The 24,382-nt window shown below is 55.0% G+C and carries 19 protein-coding genes and 1 pseudogene; 11 read left to right on the forward strand and 9 right to left on the reverse strand.

What is annotated here, in order from left to right; genetic code table 11:
• The 3 genes from sufB to RMSM_RS20930 form a co-directional block, all read right to left on the reverse strand.
• A partial coding sequence (sufB, locus tag RMSM_RS20920; protein ID WP_008700829.1) for a Fe-S cluster assembly protein SufB occupies positions 1-1,182 on the reverse strand: 1,182 nt, incomplete at its 3' end.
• Between the two features lie 207 nt (positions 1,183-1,389).
• A complete protein-coding gene (gene sufC, locus RMSM_RS20925) occupies positions 1,390-2,205 on the reverse strand; it encodes a Fe-S cluster assembly ATPase SufC (protein WP_008700831.1) in 816 nt (271 codons plus the stop codon).
• Positions 2,206-2,269: 64 nt separating this feature from the next.
• Positions 2,270-2,938 carry a helix-turn-helix transcriptional regulator gene (locus RMSM_RS20930; protein ID WP_144057827.1) on the reverse strand — a complete coding sequence of 223 codons (669 nt, stop codon included), beginning with the start codon at positions 2,936-2,938 and terminating at the stop codon, positions 2,270-2,272.
• Positions 2,939-3,286: 348 nt separating this feature from the next.
• On the opposite strand from RMSM_RS20930, the gene RMSM_RS20935 reads away from it, so the two are divergent.
• On the forward strand, positions 3,287-4,402 hold the full coding sequence (locus RMSM_RS20935; RefSeq protein WP_081614263.1) for a glucose 1-dehydrogenase: 1,116 nt from the start codon (positions 3,287-3,289) through the stop codon (positions 4,400-4,402).
• A 308-nt stretch (positions 4,403-4,710) separates the two neighbouring features.
• Here RMSM_RS20935 and RMSM_RS42090 read toward each other — a convergent pair.
• Both RMSM_RS42090 and aceE read right to left on the reverse strand, forming a co-directional pair.
• A pseudogene (locus RMSM_RS42090) lies at positions 4,711-6,157 on the reverse strand (2-oxo acid dehydrogenase subunit E2).
• 58 nt (positions 6,158-6,215) lie between these two features.
• On the reverse strand, positions 6,216-8,948 hold the full coding sequence (gene aceE / locus RMSM_RS20945) for a pyruvate dehydrogenase (acetyl-transferring), homodimeric type (RefSeq protein ID WP_008700842.1): 2,733 nt from the start codon (positions 8,946-8,948) through the stop codon (positions 6,216-6,218).
• A gap of 483 nt (positions 8,949-9,431) precedes the next feature.
• Here aceE and RMSM_RS20950 point away from each other — a divergent pair, with 483 nt between their 5' ends.
• A complete protein-coding gene (locus RMSM_RS20950) occupies positions 9,432-10,247 on the forward strand; it encodes an SDR family NAD(P)-dependent oxidoreductase (RefSeq protein ID WP_008700844.1) in 816 nt (271 codons plus the stop codon).
• Between the two features lie 170 nt (positions 10,248-10,417).
• Here the strand turns inward: RMSM_RS20950 and RMSM_RS20955 are convergent, their stop codons facing one another.
• The 3 genes from RMSM_RS20955 to RMSM_RS20965 all read right to left on the reverse strand — a co-directional run bounded on the left by RMSM_RS20955 (position 10,418) and on the right by RMSM_RS20965 (position 13,487).
• A complete protein-coding gene (locus RMSM_RS20955) occupies positions 10,418-10,960 on the reverse strand; it encodes a hypothetical protein (protein ID WP_008700847.1) in 543 nt (180 codons plus the stop codon).
• A gap of 563 nt (positions 10,961-11,523) precedes the next feature.
• Positions 11,524-12,795 carry a BON domain-containing protein gene (locus RMSM_RS20960; RefSeq protein ID WP_008700849.1) on the reverse strand — a complete coding sequence of 424 codons (1,272 nt, stop codon included), beginning with the start codon at positions 12,793-12,795 and terminating at the stop codon, positions 11,524-11,526.
• A gap of 341 nt (positions 12,796-13,136) precedes the next feature.
• Positions 13,137-13,487, reverse strand: coding sequence for a hypothetical protein (locus RMSM_RS20965; protein ID WP_144057828.1), 351 nt, complete (start codon positions 13,485-13,487; stop codon positions 13,137-13,139).
• A 202-nt stretch (positions 13,488-13,689) separates the two neighbouring features.
• On the opposite strand from RMSM_RS20965, the gene RMSM_RS20970 reads away from it, so the two are divergent.
• Positions 13,690-14,292, forward strand: a complete 603-nt coding sequence (locus tag RMSM_RS20970) for a metallophosphoesterase family protein (protein WP_008700852.1) — start codon at positions 13,690-13,692, stop codon at positions 14,290-14,292.
• Positions 14,293-14,357: 65 nt separating this feature from the next.
• Here RMSM_RS20970 and RMSM_RS20975 read toward each other — a convergent pair whose 3' ends face one another.
• Positions 14,358-14,783, reverse strand: a complete 426-nt coding sequence (locus RMSM_RS20975; RefSeq protein ID WP_236622235.1) for a hypothetical protein — start codon at positions 14,781-14,783, stop codon at positions 14,358-14,360.
• 338 nt (positions 14,784-15,121) lie between these two features.
• On the opposite strand from RMSM_RS20975, the gene RMSM_RS20980 reads away from it, so the two are divergent.
• The 8 genes from RMSM_RS20980 to RMSM_RS21020 all read left to right on the forward strand — a co-directional run.
• On the forward strand, positions 15,122-16,342 hold the full coding sequence (locus tag RMSM_RS20980; RefSeq protein ID WP_008700855.1) for a carboxypeptidase-like regulatory domain-containing protein: 1,221 nt from the start codon (positions 15,122-15,124) through the stop codon (positions 16,340-16,342).
• Between the two features lie 306 nt (positions 16,343-16,648).
• The gene (locus RMSM_RS20985; RefSeq protein ID WP_008700860.1) at positions 16,649-17,782 is read left to right on the forward strand and encodes a phenylacetate--CoA ligase family protein; all 1,134 of its coding nucleotides are present in this window, start codon (positions 16,649-16,651) and stop codon (positions 17,780-17,782) included.
• A 123-nt stretch (positions 17,783-17,905) separates the two neighbouring features.
• Positions 17,906-19,324, forward strand: a complete 1,419-nt coding sequence (locus RMSM_RS20990) for an aldehyde dehydrogenase family protein (protein ID WP_008700863.1) — start codon at positions 17,906-17,908, stop codon at positions 19,322-19,324.
• A gap of 83 nt (positions 19,325-19,407) precedes the next feature.
• Positions 19,408-21,030, forward strand: a complete 1,623-nt coding sequence (locus RMSM_RS20995; protein ID WP_008700865.1) for a prenyltransferase/squalene oxidase repeat-containing protein — start codon at positions 19,408-19,410, stop codon at positions 21,028-21,030.
• A gap of 297 nt (positions 21,031-21,327) precedes the next feature.
• Positions 21,328-21,759 carry an STAS domain-containing protein gene (locus RMSM_RS21000; protein WP_008700867.1) on the forward strand — a complete coding sequence of 144 codons (432 nt, stop codon included), beginning with the start codon at positions 21,328-21,330 and terminating at the stop codon, positions 21,757-21,759.
• 8 nt (positions 21,760-21,767) lie between these two features.
• Positions 21,768-22,703 carry a response regulator gene (locus tag RMSM_RS21005; RefSeq protein WP_008700870.1) on the forward strand — a complete coding sequence of 312 codons (936 nt, stop codon included), beginning with the start codon at positions 21,768-21,770 and terminating at the stop codon, positions 22,701-22,703.
• Positions 22,700-23,857, forward strand: a complete 1,158-nt coding sequence (locus RMSM_RS21010) for a PP2C family protein-serine/threonine phosphatase (RefSeq protein ID WP_144057829.1) — start codon at positions 22,700-22,702, stop codon at positions 23,855-23,857. The genes RMSM_RS21005 and RMSM_RS21010 overlap by 4 nt, the downstream gene beginning before the upstream one ends.
• A 250-nt stretch (positions 23,858-24,107) precedes the next feature.
• A partial coding sequence (locus RMSM_RS21020) for an acyltransferase family protein (RefSeq protein WP_008700876.1) occupies positions 24,108-24,382 on the forward strand: 275 nt, incomplete at its 3' end.

Here is a 24,382-nt window from a genome sequence, read left to right on the forward strand (position 1 = left end):
ATACGGGTAGGTATCACTGCGGCTTTCGGGGTCCAAAATCAATGCGTCACAAACGACATTGTTTTTGCTGTTGTGGGCACCCGGTTCGACGCGGACCAAGCCACGGTAACTGCTGCGGCCACCGTTCTTGCTGATGCTCTTGCTAATGATTTGTCCGGTCGTGTTCGGAGCACAATGGACCAGTTTTGCACCAGCGTCTTGATGTTGGCCCGCACTCGAGAACGCAATCGACAAGATTTCACCACGAGCGCCCGGTTCCATCATGTGGACCGCAGGGTACTTCATCGTCAACTTACTACCCAAGTTGCCATCGACCCATTCCATCGTAGCATCGCCATAGGCATATGCACGTTTGGTGACGAGGTTATAGATGTTGTTCGCCCAGTTTTGGATCGTTGTGTAGCGGCAACGTGCGTTGCGTTTGACGACCACTTCGACAACCGCGCTGTGCAGGCTCTCGGTGCTGTACATCGGTGCGGTACAGCCCTCGACATAATGCACGCTGGCCCCTTCATCGACGATGATCAGCGTTCGTTCAAACTGACCCATGCTCTCGGCGTTAATGCGGAAATACGCCTGCAATGGGAAATCAATATGAACTCCCTTGGGAATGTAGATGAACGATCCACCGGACCACACGGCGCTGTTGAGTGCCGCGAACTTGTTGTCCTCCGGCGGAATGATTTTGCCAAAGTGCTCACGCAGCAACTCGGGGTGCTCGCGAACCGCGGTGTCGGTGTCGGTAAAGATCACGCCTTGCTTGGCCAGATCTTCTTCGAGCGATCCATAGACGACTTCGCTTTCAAATTGAGCCTTCACCCCTGCCAAGAATTTCTTCTCGGCTTCGGGGATCCCCAACTTGTCAAACGTGTCCTTGATCTCTTGCGGAACGTCATCCCAGGTCTTGCCCTGGTGATCGGTCGGTTTGAGATAGTAATAGATATCTTGGAAATCGATATCAATCGCTCCGCCCCATTTTGGCGTCGGTCGCGATTCAAAGATCTCCAGCGACTTCAGGCGAAACTCCCGCATCCAGTCGGGTTCGTTCTTGATGTCGGAAATTTGATTCACGACATCCTTGTTCAAGCCTTTTTCAGCACGAAAGACGCCGGTGGTTTCCGTGCGGAAGTTGTACTTGTTAATTTCGCCAATGTCAGACTTTTCGGTCACATCAGTGGACATCGTATTTCCTAACTTATTCAAATTTCAAAGTGCAGTTTTATTCATTCTTCTGAGCCGGCTAGCAGTCGTGCCGTGCCGGTCAGCAATCTGGCGGGTTAACCGCCACTCAGGCCGTCCAAGTTCAGGCCGTCAAAAGCCGGCCCTCAAAAAGTCAGGCCCTCAACTCTCAGCGACTTGCGATCTTTCACCGGCCTTGTCGAGTCGCTGTTATACAGCGGCTTCTTCGGCCAGCATTTCTTGGTTGGCTGCTTCCGCTTCAGGATACGCTTTGCGAATGCGGTCGTAACCGTGACGATGCAATTCTTCGGCCAATTCCGAACCGCCAGTCTCTACCAATCGCCCACCGAGCATCACGTGGGTGTATTGAGGCGGATTGTGTTCGAGCAGTTTGTCATGGTGCGTGATGATCAACAGACCCATTTTTTGGTGTCCGATCTCAGCGATCGATTCGCTCGCCAAGCGAACCGCATCTGCATCCAACCCGCTGTCGGTTTCATCGAGTACCGCGAATTTGGGCTGCAGCATGGCAAGCTGCAGGATCTCGGCACGCTTCATTTCGCCACCCGAGAAGCCGTCATTGACATAGCGGCGTGCGAACTCTTCGTCCATTCGCAAATGAGCCATCTTTTCCTTTAGCTCTTTGCGGAATTCCCGCATCGGGATCAGCTCTTCGCCTTCTTTTCGGTCGGGGCGACGGACGTTGGTGGTCGCATGGCGAAGGAAGTCCGCCATCTTCACACCTGGGACCGCCATTGGACGCTGAAATGCCATGAAGATTCCTGCCCGGGCACGTTCGTCAGGCGACATTGCCAACACGTCTTCGCCATCAAGCGTGATCGATCCGTCGGTGACTTCGTAACCAGGGTGACCCATGATCGCCAGCCCGAGCGTGCTCTTGCCGCTACCGTTGGGGCCCATCAACGCGTGAGTCTCACCATGGTTGAGCGTCAAGTTGACGCCGCGAAGGATCGGCTTGTCGCCAACCGAAACGTGAAGGTTCTTGATCTGCAGTACGTGTGTCATGCTTGATTGCAAAAGTTCAAAAGGAAAGGAATCGTTGTAATTTGTATCGAGTTCACGATGGCGTTTAATTTGCCGATTCCGACGGTTCGCCCGTCGCGGCAAATTGGCAACAGTGATCTCCATCGAGTCGACAACTGCTGAGGTGGACTGGGCGACCAAGCGCCTCGGATATCATTTCTTCTTCAAGTCTACACATCGCACGTTCGTCCGATGTATCGGTAAGCGAGGGATACGGGCACGCGCAAATATCAAGCACGGGCAAGTCTCCCGCATGGGAAATCTCGGTCGTGATCTGACGATCCGTCAACATTTCCGACAGTTTGATCATCCGTGACTCGAACGATTGGTCCTGATCGACCTGAGTCGCAAACTGACGTCCTAACCGGTTTGCCACCGAGCTAAGTAACTGTTGGCGAATTTTTGGATCAGGGATCGCCAATATCTCTTGCCACATCGCCTCGGCCAATTCGGCGGGATTCGCTCCCGCACGACGATGACCCCGTACCGTCAATCGATACTGGAATGTCGGTCTGCCGCGTCCAGCAACAATTTTCTCGCGTTCGATCAGTCCCGATTCAAGCAACCGCTCAATGCGTTGGCGAATGGCCGTCGCCGTCACCCCGAGCTGTTCGGTTAGATCCCCGATGCCGAACGCATCGCCACTACGCATCGCCATCAACAATTCGCGATCGACCGATCGGAGTTCGTTGATTTGGGATGAAGGGGATGTCATGGACAACTTGGTTGGACGTAACGAAAAACGTAGCGAAAAACGTGCGATCAGCAAAAATACCAACGCAACACTGTCATTATTGGAGGCAAACCTATTTTTGACAACCGCCGTTAGTTAAAAATGCGTTCAATGGCGATTATGTAGGCGACAATGCCGGATTGAGGCCCCTAGAGTGGGCAATAGATGCCGCAATGACGACAGCAGGATCCGGGCAGAGTCCCCCTGAGCAGCTCGCAGATGAATTGTTATCATTTGCCGCAGAAAAGGTTAACCGCTGAAGCGGTTAATCGAGTAACAACATACTCATGCTTTGAACCGTCGCATACCCTCCACGCCCCTTTACCGCTGATCGAGTCAATTATGAAGGCCGTCGCCGTCACGCCAGGCACCCCTAATAGCGTCCATCTCGAAGAAATTGCCAAGCCGACCCTGGATCAAGTTGCCAACGGCAACGGAGTTTTAGTCAAGGTGTTAAAGGTCGGGGTCGACGCAACCGATCGGGAAATCAACGACGCGCTGTACGGAAATGCTCCGACCGGCGATAAACATTTGGTCATCGGCCATGAATGTTTCGGTATCGTCGAAGCGGTGGGCGACAACGTCCGCCGCGTGAAGCCCGGTGATTACGTCACCGCCACCGTTCGCCGTCCAGGCGGATCGATCTATGACATGATCGGTACCAACGACATGACTAGCGAAGAGGAGTACTACGAACGCGGCATCAATCTGCGTCACGGTTTCTTGACCGAGTATTTTGTCGACGAAGAAGAGTACATCGTGCGTGTGCCCGAAGGGCTGAAGCACCTGCATGTATTGCAAGAACCGATGAGCTGTGCTGCGAAGGCCGTTCATCAAGCTTATGAAGCACAGCACCGCATGAAAGTGTGGCGTCCGAATGTCGCCTACGTGCTCGGCGCCGGACAGATTGGTCTGCTGACCACGTTGATCTTGAAGCTTCGCGGTTTGGAAGTCTACACGCTCGCGCGGGGTGAGGCGCCGAACTTGAAAGCTGAGATCGTCGCGGGACTCGAGGCGAACTACATCAGCACGCGAGAAACCTCGATGGCCGAGCTTGTTAAAATCACCGGCAAACCCGACTTGATTGTCGATGCGACCGGCAGCAGCCAATTGGCATTCGAGTCGATGCAGCACTTGGGGCACAACGGCGTTGTCGTTTGGACCGGAATCACCGGGGGCGACAAAGTTACCGAAGTTCCCTCGGATAGCATCAACTTGCAATTCGTGCTTGGCAATAAATTGTTGCTCGGCAGTGTGAATGCAAACCGAAATCACTTTGAAATGGGAATTCGTGACCTCGCGTTGGGCGAGATGATGTACCCCGGCGTGCTTGGCAAGATCCTGACGCATCCCGTCGACGGCCTGGACAACTACAAAGAGATGATGCGGTTGTTGGTCGAAGACAAAGACGCATTGAAGGTCTATGTAAACGTGGCCAGCGAATAGCGTGCTTAGCAGCGATCGTTAGCCCTATTCCATCTACCTTGGCACCCGGTGGGTGATGTTCGAGTAGTGGGATTCGCCAGAATCCCTGTAACTGCAGTTGTAGCACCAGGAACTCTGGCGAGTCCCACTACGAAAGCGTTTGATTTCGACCGGGCGGCTCGCGCCGCTCCGCTATGAAAAACACCCGGTTCGTATCAAAGCAGATGATATTCGGCCCAGAACGGCATTGAACGAAAAAAGGGCCACACTCCGAGAGTGTGGCCCTGTGCCGTGGCATTCGAGGAATGCGTTCTTTGTCGACCGATCGACTACAGTGCCAACAGCAATCGGCTCGGTGCTTCGAGGTATCCGATCACATCGTTGAGGAATCGTGCAGCGGTTCCGCCGTCGACCAAGCGATGGTCATAGGACAGGCTCAGCGGCATCATCAAACGTGGTTGGATGCTGTCGTCGGGCATCACGACGGGCAGTTTTCGGCTACGGCCGACCAGCAAGATCGCCACTTCGGGAACGTTCACGATGGGCGTCGAGTATTGCCCGCCGATCGCTCCGAGGTTACTGATGGTAAACGTGCCGCCCTTTAAGTCGCTGACGGCGAACTGTCCGCCGCGGACCTTGCCCGCCATTTCAGCTAACCCGCGAGCGATTTCAGGAATGCCACGTTGGTCGGTGTTCTGCATCACAGGAACGACCAAGCCACGATCGGTATCCACCGCGATGCCGACATTGACATAGTCTTTGTAGATGATCTGCTCGTTTTGTTCGTCGATCACTGCATTGATGCTGGGATGATGACGAAGAGCCGTGGCAACCGCTTTGATCAAGAACGGCATCGTGGTCAGCTTCAATCCTTGCGCGGCGTAATCCTCTTTGCTCGATTGGCGAAGCCGTTCGAGGTCGGTGATATCGGCGTCATCGAAATTGGTCACACGAGGAACGGTCGACCAGCTCGCGTGCATCTGTCGCGAGATCGTTTTGCGAATTTTGCTCATCCGTTCGACATGAACGCTGCCGAATTCGTCGCTGGTGGCGGTGCCCGGTGCAGATGAAGTGCCGGACGCTGCTTGGCTGGGGGTGCTGGCAGCGACGGTGGGCGAGGTCGTGGCGGCGTTACCGCCACTGCTTCGCGCCGCTTGGTTGGCCGTTCGCACGACGGCCAGCACATCGTCGCGAGTGATTCGGCCTGATTCGCCCGAGCCCTTGAACGGACGCCAAATCGACACCGACTTCACGGGCAAAGCGGCGAATCGCAGGCCCGGCTGGGATCACTTCCCCGGGGGCGGTCGTCGTGGCCACGGGCGCGGCAGCGGGTTGTGCCGGCGCGGGTGGTGCTGGTGCGGGGGCCTGTGGCTTTGGTGGTGCCGGAGACGCCGGTGCCGGCGCGGCCGGTGCCTCAGGGGCCGCCGGTTCTGGAGCCGGGGTTTCGGCCTTCGGTTCCGGCTTGGGTTCCGGTTTTGTTTCCGGTTTTGTTTCCGGTTTCGGTGCCGCGGCGGGAGCTTCAGGTGCCGCCGCCTCAGCCGCCGCTTCGACTTCGAGGATCACGCCGCCGATGGCTACCGAGTCGCCTTCGCTGACCAGGATCTTGGTGACCTTTCCGCCAACCGATGCCGGGACCGGCACGGTCGCCTTGTCGGTTTCCATTTCGACGATGTCTTGGCCTTTGCTAATCACGTCGCCGACCGACACAAAAATTTCCAGAACGTCACCAGATTCGATGCCGTCGCCCAATTCGGGAAGCTTTACTTCAGTTGCCATAAAAGAGTTTCTGGTAAGCAGATTTCAGTGGGATGTTTGTAACGTACGTTGTCCAGGACTAGGCAAAGTACGGATTGGGTTTGTCAGGGTCGATGCCAAGGTCTTTGATCGCATCGGCCAACTCCGCAGGGGTGAATAGGCCTGACTTGGCGAGCCGGGTGAGCGTTGCGTAGGTTACGCATTCCGCATCGACTTCGAAATGTCGGCGGAGCGCTTCGCGGGTTTCGCTGCGTCCCATGCCATCGGTTCCCAGCACGAAATAGTCGCCTGGGATCCAAGGTTGCAATTGTTCGCCGAGAGCTCGGACGTAATCGCTTGCTGAAATAAACGGACCTTCGACACCTTCGAGCTGCTCTTCGAGATAGCTCTTGCGCGGGGTCTCGGTGGGGTGCAGCATGTTCCAGCGGCTGCAGTCCGCAGCTTCGCGACGCAACTCGGTGTAGCTGGTGACGCTCCAGACATCGCTGGCGATGTTGTATTTCTCGGCCAGTGTTTCTTGAGCTTTCAAGACGCAGTTGAGAATCGCGCCGCTGCCGAACAACTGAACACGTGCCTTGGCACCTTCGACGTCACGGCTACGGAATTTGTACATCCCTTTGACGATGCCTTCTTCGCAACCTTCGGGCATCGCGGGATGCAGGTATTCCTCGTTTTCGCTCATCAAGTAATACATGCACTCTTCGCCATCTTGGTACATCCGTTTAAGGCCTTCCAAGATAATCACGACGACTTCGTATGCGAACGCAGGGTCGTAAGCACGCACGGTCGGGAACGCGATCGCATTGAGCAAACTGTGTCCGTCTTGGTGCTGAAGCCCTTCGCCGTTCAGCGTGGTGCGGCCGGCGGTACCGCCGATCAAGAAGCCCTTGGCTCGCATGTCGGCGGCGGCCCAGATTAGGTCGCCGATGCGTTGGAAACCGAACATGCTGTAATAGATAAAGAACGGAATCATGTTGACGCCGTGCGAGCTGTACGCGGTACCGGCCGCGTTAAAGCTGCTCATCGATCCCGCTTCGGTGATCCCCTCTTCGAGGATTTGACCGTCTTGGGATTCCTTGTAATAGGTGATCAGCGACGAATCCACAGGCTCGTACAACTGCCCCGCGTGAGCATAGATGCTGAACTCGCGGAACATCCCTTCCATCCCAAAGGTGCGTGATTCATCAGGCACAATCGGGACCATGTATTTGCCGATTTTCTTGTCGCGGCACAATGCGATCAAGGTTTGCACGACCGAGAACGTCGTGCTGCAGCTTTTGTCTTCGAGCCGGCCGATCAGTTTTTTGTAGTCTGCGACCGTGGGCACTTCCATCGTGGGGTGCGTGGTGGGGCGACTCGGCACCGGACCACCCAGGGCGGCTCGGCGTTCCTTCATGTATTTGATTTCTTGGCTATTGGCCGGCGGCGTATAGAAAGGCGCCTTGCCGACTTCTTCGTCGCTAATGGGAATGCCGAACCGCGTGCGGAATTCCAGCAGTTCCTCTTCGTTCATCTTCTTTTGGTTGTGCGCGACGTTGCGGCCTTCGCCTGCTTCGCCAAGTCCATAGCCTTTGACGGTCTTGGCCAACACGACAGTCGGTTTGCCGTTTTTCAGTTCCGTCGCCATCTTGTAAGCCGCGTATACCTTTTCAGGATCGTGGCCGCCGCGACGCATTTTTTCGAGCCGTTCGTCCGAATAATTTTCGACTAACTTAAGCAGCTCTGGATATTTGCCAAAGAAGTGTTCGCGAATGTAGCTGCCCGGCATGCCGGTGTATTTTTGGTACTGGCCGTCAACGACTTCGTTCATCCGTTTGGCAAGCAGGCCGGTAGTGTCTTTGGCGAGCAGTTGGTCCCAGTCATCGCCCCAAACAACCTTGATCACGTTCCATCCGGCACCGCGGAAAATCGATTCAAGCTCTTGAATGACCTTGCTGTTGCCGCGGACAGGACCGTCGAGCCGTTGCAAGTTGCAGTTAATGACAAAAATCAGGTTGTCGAGTTTTTCGCGGGCGGCGAGTCCGATTGCTCCGAGGGTTTCGGGTTCGTCACATTCGCCGTCACCTAGAAACGCCCAAACTTTTTGACCCGACGTGTCTTTGATTCCGCGGTCGCGAAGGTATTCGTTAAAGCGAGCTTGGTAGATCGCCATGATCGGACCCAAGCCCATGGAAACGGTGGGGTATTCCCAGAAGTCAGGCATCAACCATGGATGGGGATAGCTTGACAATCCACCGCCGGGGGCGAGTTCACGACGAAAGTTCTCGAGGTTCTCTTCGCTCAAGCGGCCTTCGACAAACGCTCGGCTGTACATCCCAGGCGAAGCATGTCCTTGGAAATAAATCGTGTCGCCCGAGTAACCGTCTTCGCCACGGCCCTTGAAAAAGTGGTTGAAGGCAACTTCGTACAACGTTGCGCTCGATGCAAACGTGCTGATGTGCCCTCCGACACCGCCAGGACGCTTGTTTGCTCGCACAACCATCGCCATCGCGTTCCAGCGAACGATCGATTTGATGCGGCGTTCGATCTCTCGATTGCCGGGGTAAGCCGGTTGGTCTTTGGTGGGGATCGTGTTGACGTAAGGCGTGTTGGTGTCTTGCGCCGATTGGATCCCTTCTTCGGCTGCGCGATCGCGTAGTTGTTCGATGAGGAAACGAACTCGATCGGCGCCTTTGCTCTTGAGCACATAGTCGAGTGACGACAGCCACTCTTGAGTTTCCGCGGCGTCCAAATCCACTTCCGCTGTGGGGGGTTCCAATTCGCCTAGATGCTGATCGACTTCGGTCTGGGCGACAGTTTTTGAGTCAGTCATATTCAATTTCTTCTTTCTATATACTGGGCTGTCCCGTAATCGCACCGCTCAATTTTGTGCGTCAATGTTTTTGCGAGTCTATTATGATTCGTCTAAGCATGCAGATTAGCCGGATTAGGGTAAATACGGCAAGGGCGAGCAATTATTGGCGGATTGTCTTACCGTGCAGCGAACCAAGGGATGCCCCGCGGGTGGACAAATGATGAGCAGCATTAATGACAAGGAAAAAACAGAGCGAGGATGCCCCAAATGGGGAGTGCCACGCCGATCTCCCATTCTAACGCATTTTGATCATGCAAAGCAGTCGCCATAGTGCGATCGCCAATGGTGTGATCGACTCGCTAGGAAGCGACAGTCCAGCAATATGAGCAGATTCTTTTCGGCACCGTCGGCAGCCACTTCGAGACATCCTCGGTTTGCATTACGCTGCAGAGAATGCGACGGCAATCGAGCCGCGAATGAGTCAAAAAGTGCCAGCCGACGATGGATGAACCAATCAACGAGGATCAGGTGGTGGATTTGCAATTTCAGGGGACGCACGCCGTCGTGACGGGGGCTTCCAGCGGCATTGGGCGATCGATCGCAATCGATCTGTCACGCCGCGGCGTCAAGCGAATCGTAATTCATTATCGACATAATGTCGCAGGGGCTCAGCAAACGGCCGAGTCATGCCGGGAACTTGGAACCGAGCCCATCCTGCTCTCAGCCGACTTGGCCGATCTGGAGGCGGCGGAATCTTTTGCCGATCGGTGCTATCACGATCTCGGAGCGATCCATTCGTGGATTAACAATGCCGGTGCGGATGTGTTGACCGGTGAATTATCCGAGCTCGATTTTAGTGCGAAGCTTCAACATTTGATGCAGGTCGACGTGATCGGCACTATCTATCTGGCTCGCCAAGTCGCCGAGCGAATGACACAGCAAACGTTCGCGAAGCCGCCATCAATGACGTTCATCGGATGGGACCAATCGGCATCGGGGATGGAGGGGGATGCGGGCCAAATGTTTGGATCGGTCAAAGCGGCGGTTACTGCGTTCGCGCTCAGCTTGGCTCAGACGTTGGCACCTCAAGTACGAGTGAACGTGGTCGCGCCGGGTTGGATTCAAACGTCATGGGGGCAGGCAGCAAGTGCGTATTGGGATGGCCGTGCTCGGAATCAGTCGCTGATGAATCGCTGGGGCACGCCTGAGGATGTTGCTCGAGCCATCGCATTTGTCTCGGACCCCGAAAACTCGTTTTTCAGCGGCCAAGTGGTGCAGGTTAACGGTGGCTGGAATCGAAACTACATCCATCGCTAATGGGGCTCGCCAACGTATGGGATGGGCTTGCTCGCTGTCTGCTTGTTTGCTGTGAAAGGCTCGGCAATTTGTCTCGAGCGGCGCACGTCAAACCTGTCATAACGAAAAAAGGCTAGCTCGTTGCTGAGCTAGCCTTTTGACGTTGATTGCGGTGCTGGTTGCGAAGCGTCTTACAGGTTCGGTGTCGTGTAGGGCTCGACGTCGCCGACCATGTGGAAGTGGTTGTGGTCGATGTAGACCACCTCGATCGCGTCCCGGTCGTGCAATGTGTGAGGAACGGGATAGCCGATGATGGTTTTTTCGTCGAAGTAGATCGAGCACTTGTAGTGAGCGTGGTGCAGTTGAGCCGGGCCGATCAACGGATAGAAGCGTGGCGGGTCAACGTAATCTGCGATCTTTTCTTTGATGATTCGCACATTGTTGCGTTGCGTTTCCCAGATCAACGGGATGCCGCCTTGGACCGGACGAGCCGATTCGAGGGCGTGCATCACTTCATCGTCGCTCGGTGGATCCAGTGCAACCGCAGTGCCGCCGGACGTGGTGGGGCCCAGGATCGGAACACGGTCGTAACGTTCTTTCTTCCAGAACTTCTCTTCTTGCTTGTGTTGGAAGTAAGGGCTGACAGGAATGGGGTAGCCAAGGAAGCCCAGGTTCATGTTGGAGGCTCCGATTCCGTAGCATCCGGTAGAGCCGATCGCCATGATTGCAATCATGCAAAATGCGATTCGCGGGGCGTGCGATTTTCTGGCAACACATGCTGTGCTTTGCCCATCGTGGCTGGTGGGCCGTACACATGTTGTTTTAGGAGTCTTCATCCGAGCAACCTTCCGGGGTTTCTTTTACGATTGATCGCAACCAGCGATCTGCGTAGTTCTAATATCGTGTGAACTTGGGAGGATCTTGCGGGTAATTCCGAAAGTTCCGAAAAACGGATGAAAAGAATCGCTGCGATTCCTTGCCATAACGCTTTGTTGGCTCGCTAAAACCAGCGGTTTTTACTTGCATCGCGATGCGATGCCGTGTGGTTGAGCATTCGTAAAAACGTTGGCGATTCAGCCCGCAGGAGCAGCAACGAGTCCCTCGTTTTTGTAATCGCGGCCGTTATCGCGACCGTTTTCGAGCGGTGGCATGTTCGCTAGCGCGTTGCAGACGCGTCCGATTCGCCGCTGACCGTAAATAAAAAAAGCTCGTGAACAGCGAACTGTTACACGAGCTTTAATGTTTAGGCTTTGACACCCAGAGCGATTAGCTAGCGGATCGTCGATCCGTTGCTATCTTAGCGGTCGGTGAAGTCCAAGAACCACCAGCCATCGTCCCATTCCAAGCTGACCTTACGCCATCCCAGCGGTACCTGTGGGTACGGGTAGAACGGGCCGATGTAAGGCCATGCCGATGGGCTGTACTGCTGTGGATAAGTCAAAGCAGCGTAGTTGGGGTAAGATGCGTAGCCTGGCCAAGCATAGTTGGGCAAGTTGGGGGCATCATACCGAGGAGCTCCACCGCCGGTGTAAGGAGCCATTGGCACAGGTTGTCCCATCACGGGAGCCCCTGGCACGGCGCCATAACCGACAGGTGCTGCTTGAACCGGTTGCTGTTGCTGGCTCATTCGGTAAGGAGCAGCCATGGTGGGGGCTGGCCCCTGGTTGGCAGCCATCCGAGCTTGCATCTGCGGTGCCGGTGCGGCTTGTAGTGCCGGCGGCTTAGGCAGATGAGGCAGCTGGGCTTCGGCGACTTGAATCGTGTCACGTACGCCTGCGACACCGGGAGTCGACTCGGCGATGCGGACAATCGCATCACGTTGGCTTTGCGAAGCAGCGCGGCCTTTCAGGTGAACGACTCCACCATGGCTGGTGACGTCGACGCCAAAGCCGCGGAGTTTGCCCGATTTTTGAGCTTGTCCAAGAGCTCCGACGACGGCCGAAACGACCTGTTCGTCTTCGCTTGGAATCGGCGATGCGTTCAATTCCACTGCGGCAGTCGGGCGAATCTCGCCTGGCATTGCCTCAGGTGCCGCAAAGCGAGGCGCGGCAGCTTGAACGATCGTCGATTCGGCAACCGGTGCCGATTCTTCCTTCGCCTCTTGTTTTTGAATCGCAGCGGCTTTCGCAGCCAAAGCTTGGCTGAACGAAAAGTTCGATTCGCGGGGTTGGTTGCGATTGGATTTCGCTTCTGCGTCTTCGATCGCAGGAGCGGGCGTTACAATCGCAACGCTTTTTGCTGGTTTGACGACCATCGCAGTCGTCTCTTCTGCTTCAGGAGCGTGACCGTTGACAGTCACTTCATCGACAATGTTGTTGATCCCTTCGATGCCTGAAGCGGTCTTCAGGACGAGATCTTTTTGAGCCAACTGGCTGACGTTGCCGCGGAACAGCACGACGCCATTGTCGACTTTCATGTCGAGCGTGAAGTCCTTCAACGCCCCTGAGTCGCGGTTGACTTTCAACCGTTGCATAATTTGTTGGGCGATTTCTCGATCACCGCCAAAGACCTGCATAGGTCCTAAAGCAGCGATCGCGGCAATCGCCAATCCGAAATACGTCCGTCGCATGGAAATGCCTCCCTACAGTGCTAAATCGCTCCGATGCGAATAACCAGCCGGAGGCCCAGTCGCCCGGTGCGACAAGGATTTTAGGATGTCACCGTCGGTGGTAACTGATCCTCCGACCGATCTGATCAGACCGGTGTTGTTGGTTGTTTCGGCCATCGGGAGGTCTGTCAGGTAGGTTTTTCTAATTTTGTCGCCAATTACGGTTATTCGGTGCCACTGAGGCTGTGAAACTTGTGTTTTACGAAGATTGTCGACGTGAAACCGGCGTTTCACGGTTGGTTCTCTACCGCTGGCGACGCGCTGATGCCGGGGCCGATGCGATCGACTTTGGCTGTCTTGGATTAACCTTTCGGGGGCCCGCGGAATCCGCGGATCATCATCGTGATCGAAATCAGCGTGGCGGCTGCAGGCACGACGGCAAAGATTAGCCTTGGCTGTGCGGCCAACACCATCAACGAGATCACGCCGATCACCGCGACCGCAGGCGGAAACCAACGCGCAGGCCGACGCAGCGATGGCCAAGCCAACCACAGCGCAGCAAGCACCAGACCGATGCGTCCCATCGCCGCCGCCGCGAACTTCGACGAGCTTTCGCCGCCCAACCACCATGCCGTCGCACTGCCAATCAATAGCGCGATCGCAACGATCAACAGCAGCGGGCGACGGAAATTCGAGGGTAACGTTGCGGACATGCCAAAATGAGCAAACAGAAACAAGAAATTAGCGAGGGGGTTGCCGTCACTTTAGTTGCTGCGGTCGTTGTCGGTAACCTCGCTTTGCAGAACGCTTTGCCGAACCGATTGAGACCCCGGCGGCCGAGTCGTTACAATGCCGCCATCCTGTTGTCGTGTTCGACGCTTACAGCCAAACGCCGATGCAAACTGAGAGAAAACAATGAAATACCTTTGCTTTAGCGATCTTCACTGCGATAAATCGGCTGCGGAAAAGTTGGTAACGATGTCCGAGGACGTGGACATCGTGATCGGTGCGGGTGACTTTGCGAACCAGCACCGTGGAATCTCAGACACGCTGGATATTTTGGCAGCGATTCGTAAACCATCCGTCATCGTGCCTGGAAACGGAGAAACGGTCGAAGAACTAAAGCAAGCGGCAGCGTCTTGGGAAACCGCCACGGTCTTGCATGGCGATGGATGTGAATTGGCAGGAGTCCCGTTTTGGGGTGTCGGAGGCGGAATCCCGGTGACGCCGTTCGGTGACTGGAGCTACGACTTTGACGAAGATCAAGCCGCCGCAATGCTAAAGGGATGTCCCGAAGGAGGCGTCTTGGTGGTTCATTCGCCGCCCATCAATAGCGTTGACCATGATACCGGGGGACGCGTCCGCGGCAGCCAAACGATTCGAGATGTCGTCGAAGCACGAAAACCCGATTTGGTGGTTTGCGGACATATCCACAGCGACTGGGGAAAGCAGGTTCGTATTGGATCGTCCTTGGTGCTCAACGCAGGCCCATCAGGCGTGGTGATCGAAATTCCCTAGCCCACCGTCTTCATCGGCCCCTCGCCTCCGTCAGCCAACGCTTTGCCGGCCCACCGCACGCCTGCTCAGGCGATCTCGTCATACGCAATTTGCTGATCAAACCAGACGCGAAAACGGCGGATGCGTAATCCACGCGTGAACTGGATTTCAATTCGTCCTTGAATCGGCTGGCTCGGTACCAAATCGGTGCCGTGGGGGACATCGTCGCCTCCCGCTTGGTTTGGGGACGCTTGGTTTGCGTAAACTTCGGGGGGGATGGTGAATAAGACATCCGGGCTGATGTTTAGCCAACTCACTTTCCACCAGACGACGACTCCGTTGATCTCGATTTTCTGTCGAAACCACCAGCCGCTGTATACAAGTGTCCCTGTAAACGGACGTTGGAATTGGATCACTCGGTACAGAAATCGACCGGTGGCCCGGATGGCATGGTCTCCGAACACACCTTTTTCGGATTGCAGTTCGATCGGAGGCTCGAAGGGATTACTCAATGAAATGGCTCGGGCGGCTTGATGGACCATTCGTAGCGATACGCTCGAGCATGCAGCTTGCGTTTTTTAAGCAGCTAGCTGACCCGAGTGGGTGGTGTTCAGATGTGCTGGTGGGTGTCTTTTTGTGCACGATTGTTAAGAAACGGCGAGTCGGCAGTTAAGAAAGTCGAAATGCCGCTTAGAAGTGCTAGCAAAGATAACGATTATAGGCTTGTTTACGGCAAGGAGATGACTTAGTATTGCAACTATATATGTTGCCCAAGCTTCCTTGATTGAAACCCATCACTCAAGTTGGCGATGTCTCAACTACAAGAAAAATACACACCAAGGCAAACCAAATGAGACTTTACGTAACGGCACTGGCACTTTTGCTCGCGTCGGTTGTTGCGGCGCCTCGCGTGCACGCCGAAAACGAGGTCAACCATCTGACAATTAGCCAATGGGTAAGCCTAGCGTCGTCCGATTCGTTGACAGGACGTGTGGTTGTACCGTCGGTCAATGGAGAAGCGAAAGCGATTGCCGATGCCAAAGTCACGTTGCTTTCAAGTGATGGAAAGGTGTGGCGTGCAACCTCCGATCAGTCGGGACAGTTCACGGTTGCCAACATGAAACCGGGCATCTACTCGGTGACTGCTAAAGCGAAAGACATCTTCGCATGTTGTGCGATGCATGTTTTAGATTCTCAGACGGCTTCGGGGGCAAACTTTCCCAGCGAAGTCGAGATCGCTGCAGCCGAAATCGACTACACCTTGGTCAAGACCGCGGTGATTCGCTACTTGCCCGCTCGCACTTCGAAAGCTGCGGTCGTTTTGCCGACTGAGAAGCTGAGCGAAGTTGCCAAGCGAGTCTGTGGTGATCAGTACCTTCGCGTCATGCAGAGTGAAGGTGGAATGAAAGGGATTCTTCGTCTTGCAGGCGGAGGTTTGGAAGCTGCAGATCTTACTAACGTGTTTGTTGTGAAGGGGGGCGAGACTGTCGCACGTGCGGTTACCGATCGTGAAGGCAATTTCCAAATCGATGAACTGCCCGCAGGCGAGTATTCGCTGCTCGCAGTCGGTTCGGCAGGCGTTGGTTTGGCTGGCTTTGAATTGGTCGGCGAAGAGCCTCAAAAAGAAGCTGCTGGCGACGACAAGGAAAAACTGATCAAGATCTTCGGTCATCATCACCAGCACTGCTGTTCGTCGTTCGAGATGCAAGTCGCCCCTATGCCAGAAATCATTCATTGCTGCGATGAAACCATTGTCGATGGTGGACCGATCGTGGATGGTTGCGGATGTGGCGTTCCGGGAGAAATCATTGGCGATGGTGGAATTGTCGTCGATGGCTTCGGTACGCCTCTTGATGGTGGCTATGTCCCTGGTGGCGGCTACGGTGGTTATGGTGGCTACGGTGGTGGTTACGGCGGCTACGGTGGCGGTGGCGGAGGAGGCGGCTTCGGCGGTGGCGGGATTGGTGGCATCGCCGCTTTAGCAGGGCTCGGTGGATTGATCGCTGTGGCAGTCGACGACGATGACAACCCCGTGATTACTCCCCCAGAACCAGTCAGTCCGATCCAGTAATGCAGCTTGCAGATAACTTTCGCCAAGTTCATCGCGGCGAAGAACACTGATTTAACGACAACCACGGTTTCGGCCGTGGTTTTTTTATTGGCATTGGGAATTCCAGGACTTATTCAAGCTGCCCTCAGAGTTGTTGCCGCTTGGGGAAGTCTATTTGTCGAGTCACCGCTGCTTTGCATCGCCACCGGATTACGGAATCGACGATTGTTGATATGATGTGAATCCTCACCTTCATGTTGCCAAATGCAAAGCGTGGCGGTATGGATCCTACCTCCAATCCTCTTGACTTCTTTAGCGAGATTTTTCATGTCTGCTGTGGATAAAACAATCAGCGAGCAAGTGGCGAAGCAAGCCGCAGCGGCTCGTGATCAGCTGAACGAGCACACGCTGAAAACCGTTCATTGGCACTTTAGCGATGAGACCGGCAGTCCCTTCTGGCTCGAGAAGAAACGAGAGTTGAACTTCGATCCACTCAAGGACGTGAAATCGTTTGACGACTTGAAAAAGTTTCCGCTCTTTGAAGACGAGTGGTTGCGTGGCGGCCCGATTCGCCGCTGGGTTCCTAAGGGGCATGCCGGCAAACCGGTTTACGTGTTTGAAACCGGAGGCACCACGGGGGTTCCCAAGAGCCGCATGGTGATCGAGGACCATTGGAAAGATTACGAGTTGTTCAGCAACACGCTGCCCGAAAAGTACTTTCCCAAGGGAGCCAATTGGTTGATGTTGGGCCCTAGCGGGCCTCGTCGATTGCGTTTGGCGGTCGAGCATCTAGCACAGCACCGCGATGGCATTTGTTTCTGCATCGACTTGGATCCTCGTTGGGTCGTCAAGTTGATCAAAAAGGGATGGATGGAACATCTCGAAGAATATAAGAAACATTGTATCGATCAGGCGATAACTATTTTGACCGCCGGTCACGATGTGAAGTGCATGTTCGGAACACCCAAGTTGATCGAGTCGCTTGGCGAAGCACTCGAAGAGCGAGGGACCAGTTTGCAAGAAGTCGGCATCACCGGGATTTTCTCAGGGGGCACCGAATTCACGCCGCAATGGACGCGTTTTTGTGTCGAAGAGTTGCTTGGCGGTCCACCGGAGGAAAGCGGCGTCTACATGACCCCCACCTACGGCAATACGTTGATGGGGTTGGCATGTAGCAAACCGATCACAGCGGCCGATGGCTACAAGATTTCCTATTACGCCCCTCAGCCTCGCGCGGCGACCGAAGTCGTTTGCTTTGATGACTACAACAAAGTGGTCGGCATTGGCGAAACGGGTCGCGTCAAGCTTTACACGTTGACCGATGAATTCTTTGTGCCTGGGTTTATGGAACGTGACGAGGGAGAGCGTGAAGCTCCGTTTGAAATGTACCCATGGGATGGTGTCAGCGGGGTGCGTCCGTTCCACGAACTCGCCAGCGCCACCACGGTTGGCGTTTACTAAAATCGCCGTCCGGCGGATGGCGATACTGTAGTGGCATTTATCCAAGGTCGGCTGACCTTGGGGGGATGTTTGGCTTAAACAAAACGACCCGAGAACCATCGAAACAACAAGAAGCTCAAGTTCATGATCACGCTTAGTCCACTGCGTTGGGGGAAACCCTACGAGTCGCTCGATTTCAAAGACGTTGTCCACTTCGATACCGGGGCGCCGATCGCTCGCGTCGGTACGGTCGGCGGCGGAATTGTCGGCCGCGACATGCGAAAATCTCATTTAGCACGCGAAGCACTGCTGCAATTTTCAACCGACGATTTGATCGAGCGTTGCAAAAAAGCGGCAGAGTTGTTCGAGAAAAGCGACTTGAGTGTCGGTGACTCGATGCAAAGCGTGGATGATTTTGTGCACCAGCAATCGGCAAGCACGGGATTGCCCGAGCACATGTGCCGATCCAACATGGCCAAGAACAGTTTCGTGCTTGCCCACATGGGCGAGATTCTCGACTGTTTGACTCGTGGGCTCGACCTCTCCATCCTCTCGCGTGGCTATGGCGAAGAGGGACGTGGTGTGATCGTCAGTTATCAGGTGCAAACTCCGGTACTCGGTGCCGTATTGCCAAATAATTCGCCTGGCGTGCACACGTTGTGGTTGCCAGCGGTGCCGCTGCAAATTGGTTTGGCGCTCAAACCAGGATCGCAAGAACCGTGGACACCGTATCGGATGATTTCGGCCTTTATCGCAGCGGGAATCCCAGCCGAAGCGTTTTCGCTGTATCCGGGCGATCATGACGTCGGTGGCGCTATCATGACCAAGACGTCGCGCAGCATGATTTTTGGAAGCGCGCAAACGTTGGCTCACCATGCCGGCAATCCTCGAGTGCAAGCGCACGGCCCGGGCTTCTCGAAGATTTTGCTAGGCGATGATGTTGTGGACGACTGGGAAGATTACTTGGATCTGATGGTCGAAAGCGTGCTCAGCAATTCGGGACGCAGCTGTATTAATTGCTCCGGCATTTGGGCCAGCCGCCACACTCGCGAAATCGGCGAAGCGATTGCCAAGCGAATCGGTCCCGTCGACGTGCGTCCTCCGGCTGATGATAACGCGCAACTGGCGGCGTTCACCGTGCCGGCTATGGCAACGGGCACCCACGCGATGGTGCAACAAGACCTCGCCGAGTCGGGTGTCACCGACTTGACCGCCGAATACGGCGAGAAGTTGATCGAACGAGATCATTGTGCTTATCTTCGCCCGATGGTCGTTCTGGCCGATTCACCGGATCGCCAAGTCGCGAGCAAAGAGTACATGTTCCCCTTCGTTTCGGTGGTTCAGTGCCCGCAATCCGAGATGCTAAAACGGATTGGCCCTACCTTGATCGGCACCGTCATCACGCGTGACGGCGACTTGATCAAAGCGGCTGGCAATAGTACCGATATCGATCGACTTAACATTGGTGCGATTCCCACGAACCGATTGAATTGGCTGCAGCCTCACGAAGGAAATCTGATCGACTTTCTCTTCCGATCACGTGCCTATCAAATTGCCGAGTAGTCCTCGGTCCTGGGGGCGGCCGCGAGAATTCCTACGTTTCTCGGTCAGGCTGAGCTATAGTCGAGAGATAAGGATCTCTCATTTTGGCAAGCGAAACTGACATCACCGGCACAACCCCTCCGATCGCCAGTGCACCGCCGGTGCACTGGCCGGCGGAGTCGGTTTGCGCAGCCCCGCCCATCGAAACCGAGCCACAGCGACAGCCCGATCATTCGTTACAGTCGGTAACGTCCGTACCCGAATCGAAAAAACGTCTGGCTCATGATCCGCGAGTCATTCCGGGATTGGTCAGCACGATCCTGCACACGGTGTTGTTGATCGTCTTTGCGCTGTTAACGCTGCCGGTGGCAGTGCGTGAAACGTTCTCGATTCATGCTCGGCAAGGCGAGGCGACGCCGGTGGTGAAGCTCGAAGCGTTGCCGAAACAAGACGACAGTAGGTCAACCGAAACGGCACTCGCCGAGCGTCCGACCGCTGTCGAGATTGCCTGGGCAGAACCGAGTGAGATCGCACCGCCGGTAAGCCGCTTGAACAGCTCCGCTCCGCTGCCTGATCCATCGGTGATGCAGTTGCGTGCCTCCGACGCTCGCAATACTCACGTTTTATTGGGGCGAGTCCCAAGCGGTGGCGGGTTGTCAGGCCGCACCCCTGAGGGGCGCAAGCAGTTGGGCGAGCGCTTTGGAGCGACGGCTGATAGCGAACGCGCCGTCGAAAATGCGCTGCAGTGGCTTGCCAATCATCAGCGTGCAAACGGATCTTGGTCCTTCAATCTTGAACTGGATCCTTGTAATGGACGCTGCCGACACAGCAAAAAGAGCTCCGATACCGCGACGCCGTCAACCGGAGCGACCGGTCTAGCGCTGCTCGCGTTTTTAGGCGCCGGCTACACGCACCACAGCGGCAAGTATGAAGATGTGGTCCGTGACGGATTGTATTATTTGCGATCTGCCGCTGCCGAGGCTGACGCCGGCGTCGATTGGCAGCAAGGAAGTATGTATGGTCAGGGGATCGCGTTGATGGCAGTCGCCGAGGCGCTCTACATGTCGCGGAATCCCGCGAACGAGCAAGGGGATACCGATCTGCGCGAACTGGTTTCGCAAGCGATGACGTTCACAACGTATGCCCAGCATGCCAATGGTTCCTGGGGTTATCTGCCGGGGAAACCTGGTGATACCACGCTTACCGGATGGCAAGTCTTGTCGCTGTTGGCGACACGGCGAAACAAAATTCCGCTGCACTACCACACGCTTCCGCATGCCCGCGACTATGTTTTGTCGACATCGGTTGATGCTCATTACGCTTTTGCCTACAAGCCGGGAATGAAACCCGATGCAACCAACACGGCGATCGGATTGACGTTGTTGATGTACTTGGGAAAAGCCCCTAGCGAGCTCCCGATGCAGCAAGCGTTGGCGGCGATGGCTTCGCGGGGACCCAAGTTGACGAACGTCTATCATGATTACTACGGTACTTTGGCCCTGCATCATTCCCGTCATCCCGGCTGGGACCGTTGGAACACTCGCGTTCGCGATCATTTGGTGCGAACGCAAGCCACCGCAGGACACGAGGCGGGCAGTTGGCACTTTGCCGATGAGTTTGGCGATGTTGGCGGTCGACTTTACACGACGGCGATGGCAGCAATGATTCTCGAGATCTACTATCGCTATCTGCCGCTGTACGACGTGATTGAAGAGTTTCCTTTGTAACGCAGTTTGATTCGCGTGTTTTCCGGTGGAAGCTGTTTCCCGTGGCGTTTTGTTTCACCGGCCCATTTTGTTTCACCGGCCCGTTTTGTTTCACTGGCCCGTCTTGTTTCACTGGCGAGGTTACTGCTGATTTTGGGACGGCTGACTTTTGGTTTGGTTTTTTTGGCGAAGGGTCTGCTTCGATTCCCCTTGCTTCGTGGCCATCGCTTATACTGGTGTGAAGGAGTTGGGCGGGTTTCTTAAAGCCAAGCTCACACACTCCCATCTCAACTCAAGCGGATTGGGACGGACACAGCGATGGCGATTCATAAAAACATTCGAACAAGTGCCTCCGAAGGGGTGCCCGTTGTTTTTCTAACGTCAAGCAAGTTTATTGATCGTGAACTCATCCAACAAACTCAACAAGAGCTGATTGCGTTTATCCAATCCACCAAACCCGCTCGGTTGGTGATCAATTTTAAAGACGTTGAAGCGATCTCATCCGAATTCATTACCACCATGCTGCGTTGCAGCGACTACGTACAAAGCGAAAATGGCGAGTTGCGGCTTTGTAACATGACGCCGATGGTGCGGATGGCTTTTCAAGTGACTAATCTGGATGGAACCTTGTTGCATATCATGGACTCGACACCCAAAGCAATCTTGTCGTTTAAGAAAAAAAGTAATCGAATTGGCATCGCAGCGGTAATGCCGAACCGCTGCAAACTTGATGATTACCCATTCCTGTAGGATCGTTCATGGCTGACCAGCACCGAATTCTTGTCGTCGACGATAGCGCGACTCAGCTGATTCAAATTCGTATGCTTTTGGAAACGTCGGGTTACGAGGTCAGTGTCGCAACCGACGGCGTGCAAGCGTTGGCGAAGGTCAAAGAGCAGTTGCCCGATCTCGTTGTCACCGATTTGCAGATGCCCAACATGGACGGGTTGGAACTTGTCCGCGAGATCACGACACAGCAATTGCCGGTGCCTGTGATATTGACTACCGCCGCAGGCAGCGAACTGATCGCAGCCCAGGCTCTTCACGCTGGAGCCGCAAGCTATGTTCCCAAAAGCGCGCTGGCGTCGATCTTGCTTCCGACCGTGCGGCGGACGCTGGAGCTACAGAAAGCGGCTCAGACCAACCAGTTGTTGGCAAGTTGTCTCGATCGCACTGAAATGTCATGGGCGCTGACCAATGACCAATCGTTGGTTCCTGATTTGATCGGACGTGTCGAGTCGATTCTGAACGAGTTAGCCGAGTATGATCCAGGCCAACACATGCAGATTGCGATGGCGCTGGACGAAGCGATCGTTAACGCGATGATCCACGGTAATCTTGAAATCGATTCGGAGCTGCGGCGATTAGAGGATGGTCAGCCCTATTTGGACATGATCGACGCCCGATTGAACGAATCGCCGTATGGCGATCGCCGAGTTCATTTCCGTTTGGTGGCCGATCGAGAAGGGGTGATGTTTACCATTCGCGATGAGGGACCCGGGTTCTGTTTGGATGATGTTCCCGATCCGACCGACCCCAGTAACCTCGATAAGGAAGGCGGGCGTGGGCTGCTGTTAATCAACACCTTTATGGACGAAGTGAAACACAACGAAAAAGGAAACGAGATCACGATGATCAAACGTTGTGTTTCGGATTTACAGGAATCGCCCGTCGCCGAGGAGTCGTCGGTGTGAAGGATACCCCATCCCGATTTATCTTGATGGTGGAAGACAGTCTCGACGATATCGAAGCGGTCCGCCGCTGGTTAGCAAAGAGTGAATCGGCCTACGAATTGCAAGTTACCGAAACGCTAGGTGCCGCGATCGAGGCGCTGGCGAGTCGCATTCCTGATTTGATCTTGCTCGATTTGAATCTGCCGGACTCCCATGGACTGGAGAGTTTGAATCGAATTCAAGCGGTGGCAAAAGATGTGCCTATCGTCGTTTTCAGCGGTCACGCCGATCGCTCGATCGCGATCCACGCCGTTCGTAGTGGTGCCGAAGATTATGTGCTGAAGGACGAAGTCGCCAGTCCCGAGCATTTGACGCGGCCGATCGATTTGGCGATCGAACGCTGCCGACGGCGATTGGCTGAAAAATCACTACTCGGTTTTCACAACCAATTAGCACTTGCACACCGCATTCAGCAAATGCTGCTGCCCGACCCGTCCGACCGCTTCTCCGGCATCCAGTGGTGTGGTCGTTGCGAGCCTGCTGACCAAGCTGGCGGTGACTTTTATGATCTGATGGAATTGCCCGATGGGCGTTTGGCCTTTGTGATCGCGGACGTCAGCGGGCATGGCCTCGTTCCGGCGATGGTGATGATGGAAACGCGAGCGATCCTTCGCGCCATGGCGATGATGTGTGACGATCCAGGTACGATTCTTAGTAACGCAAACAAAATTCTCTGTCGCGACGTTCAGTTGCGTTATTTTGTAACCATGTTTCTCGGCTTTCTCTGCCCCGAACGAAAAACAATTCGCTATGCCAGCGCGGGACATCCAGCCTACGTGATCAGCGCGGATGCATCCGTTTGTGTGTTGTCTTCGAAAGAACCGCCGCTGGGAATCGTTGACACGTTAAGCTACGTCACTCATCAAGTCGCCAGCCGGTTTCCTGAGTCGACGCTGTTGATGTTCACGGACGGGATTCTTGATTCGGTTTCCCCCGACGCAGGCTATCAATCCTTTGACCAAGTGGTTGACAAAGCGGTTCGCTGCAACGATGGAGCCCTCGAAGATGTGATTGATTCGCTGTTCGAGAATATCCAGCACATCGGCGCCGATCGCGATGATTGCACGGCGTTGCTGCTGAGAGCGGCGGTCGACGAGGTCAACGCGGTTTGTTGATGCCAATGCCGGGCATCAGCCGTTTGCTGTGGCGTGGCGTCAGCGGCGAATGGGCGAGCTGTCGACAGGACTCGTCATGGGATCGGTCGGCAAAATTGCTACGATCGTCAAATCTTGTCACCCGCGACGATCATTTCGTGCTCGGCGAATTGGCAACTCGACCTCGTTCGTCGTTGCAACCCAAGATTGAATCGACTGGAACGTTGACGTCATCTCGCCGGTCCTTCATCCTGAAAATTGCCACGCCCGCATGTCTGAGTCGACTCAATCCGTTCTGAAGCCTCATCAACGTATCGTCGAACTCGATGCGCTTCGCGCGTTGGCGGCGATCAATTTGCTGCTGTTTCATCTCTCGTACGTGTACGCGGTCAAATACGGATTCGTTTCACCGCTGGGGTGGAGTTGGCCGTTTGGCAAGTACGGTGTCGAGATGTTTTTTATTCTCAGCGGATTCGTCAACAGCATGTCATTGATGCGGCGTGGGAAACCGGTCGATTTCGTTGCCGCGCGGATGATTCGCATCGT

This window comes from Rhodopirellula maiorica SM1 (genome assembly GCF_000346295.1).
Lineage (GTDB): Bacteria > Planctomycetota > Planctomycetia > Pirellulales > Pirellulaceae > Novipirellula > Novipirellula maiorica.

What these genes read in the sequence shown, in the direction of transcription:
- RMSM_RS20990 (WP_008700863.1), top strand. Translation starts at nt 17,906, where the DNA reads ATGATCACGCTTAGTCCACTGCGTTGGGGGAAACCCTACGAGTCGCTC.
- RMSM_RS20985 (WP_008700860.1), top strand. Translation starts at nt 16,649, where the DNA reads ATGTCTGCTGTGGATAAAACAATCAGCGAGCAAGTGGCGAAGCAAGCC.
- RMSM_RS20970 (WP_008700852.1), top strand. Translation starts at nt 13,690, where the DNA reads ATGAAATACCTTTGCTTTAGCGATCTTCACTGCGATAAATCGGCTGCG.
- RMSM_RS20955 (WP_008700847.1), bottom strand. Translation starts at nt 10,960, where the DNA reads ATGATTGCAATCATGGCGATCGGCTCTACCGGATGCTACGGAATCGGA.
- sufC (WP_008700831.1), bottom strand. Translation starts at nt 2,205, where the DNA reads ATGACACACGTACTGCAGATCAAGAACCTTCACGTTTCGGTTGGCGAC.
- RMSM_RS20960 (WP_008700849.1), bottom strand. Translation starts at nt 12,795, where the DNA reads ATGCGACGGACGTATTTCGGATTGGCGATTGCCGCGATCGCTGCTTTA.
- RMSM_RS20980 (WP_008700855.1), top strand. Translation starts at nt 15,122, where the DNA reads ATGAGACTTTACGTAACGGCACTGGCACTTTTGCTCGCGTCGGTTGTT.
- RMSM_RS20965 (WP_144057828.1), bottom strand. Translation starts at nt 13,487, where the DNA reads ATGTCCGCAACGTTACCCTCGAATTTCCGTCGCCCGCTGCTGTTGATC.
- RMSM_RS20950 (WP_008700844.1), top strand. Translation starts at nt 9,432, where the DNA reads ATGGATGAACCAATCAACGAGGATCAGGTGGTGGATTTGCAATTTCAG.
- RMSM_RS21000 (WP_008700867.1), top strand. Translation starts at nt 21,328, where the DNA reads ATGGCGATTCATAAAAACATTCGAACAAGTGCCTCCGAAGGGGTGCCC.
- aceE (WP_008700842.1), bottom strand. Translation starts at nt 8,948, where the DNA reads ATGACTGACTCAAAAACTGTCGCCCAGACCGAAGTCGATCAGCATCTA.
- RMSM_RS20930 (WP_144057827.1), bottom strand. Translation starts at nt 2,938, where the DNA reads ATGACATCCCCTTCATCCCAAATCAACGAACTCCGATCGGTCGATCGC.
- RMSM_RS21005 (WP_008700870.1), top strand. Translation starts at nt 21,768, where the DNA reads ATGGCTGACCAGCACCGAATTCTTGTCGTCGACGATAGCGCGACTCAG.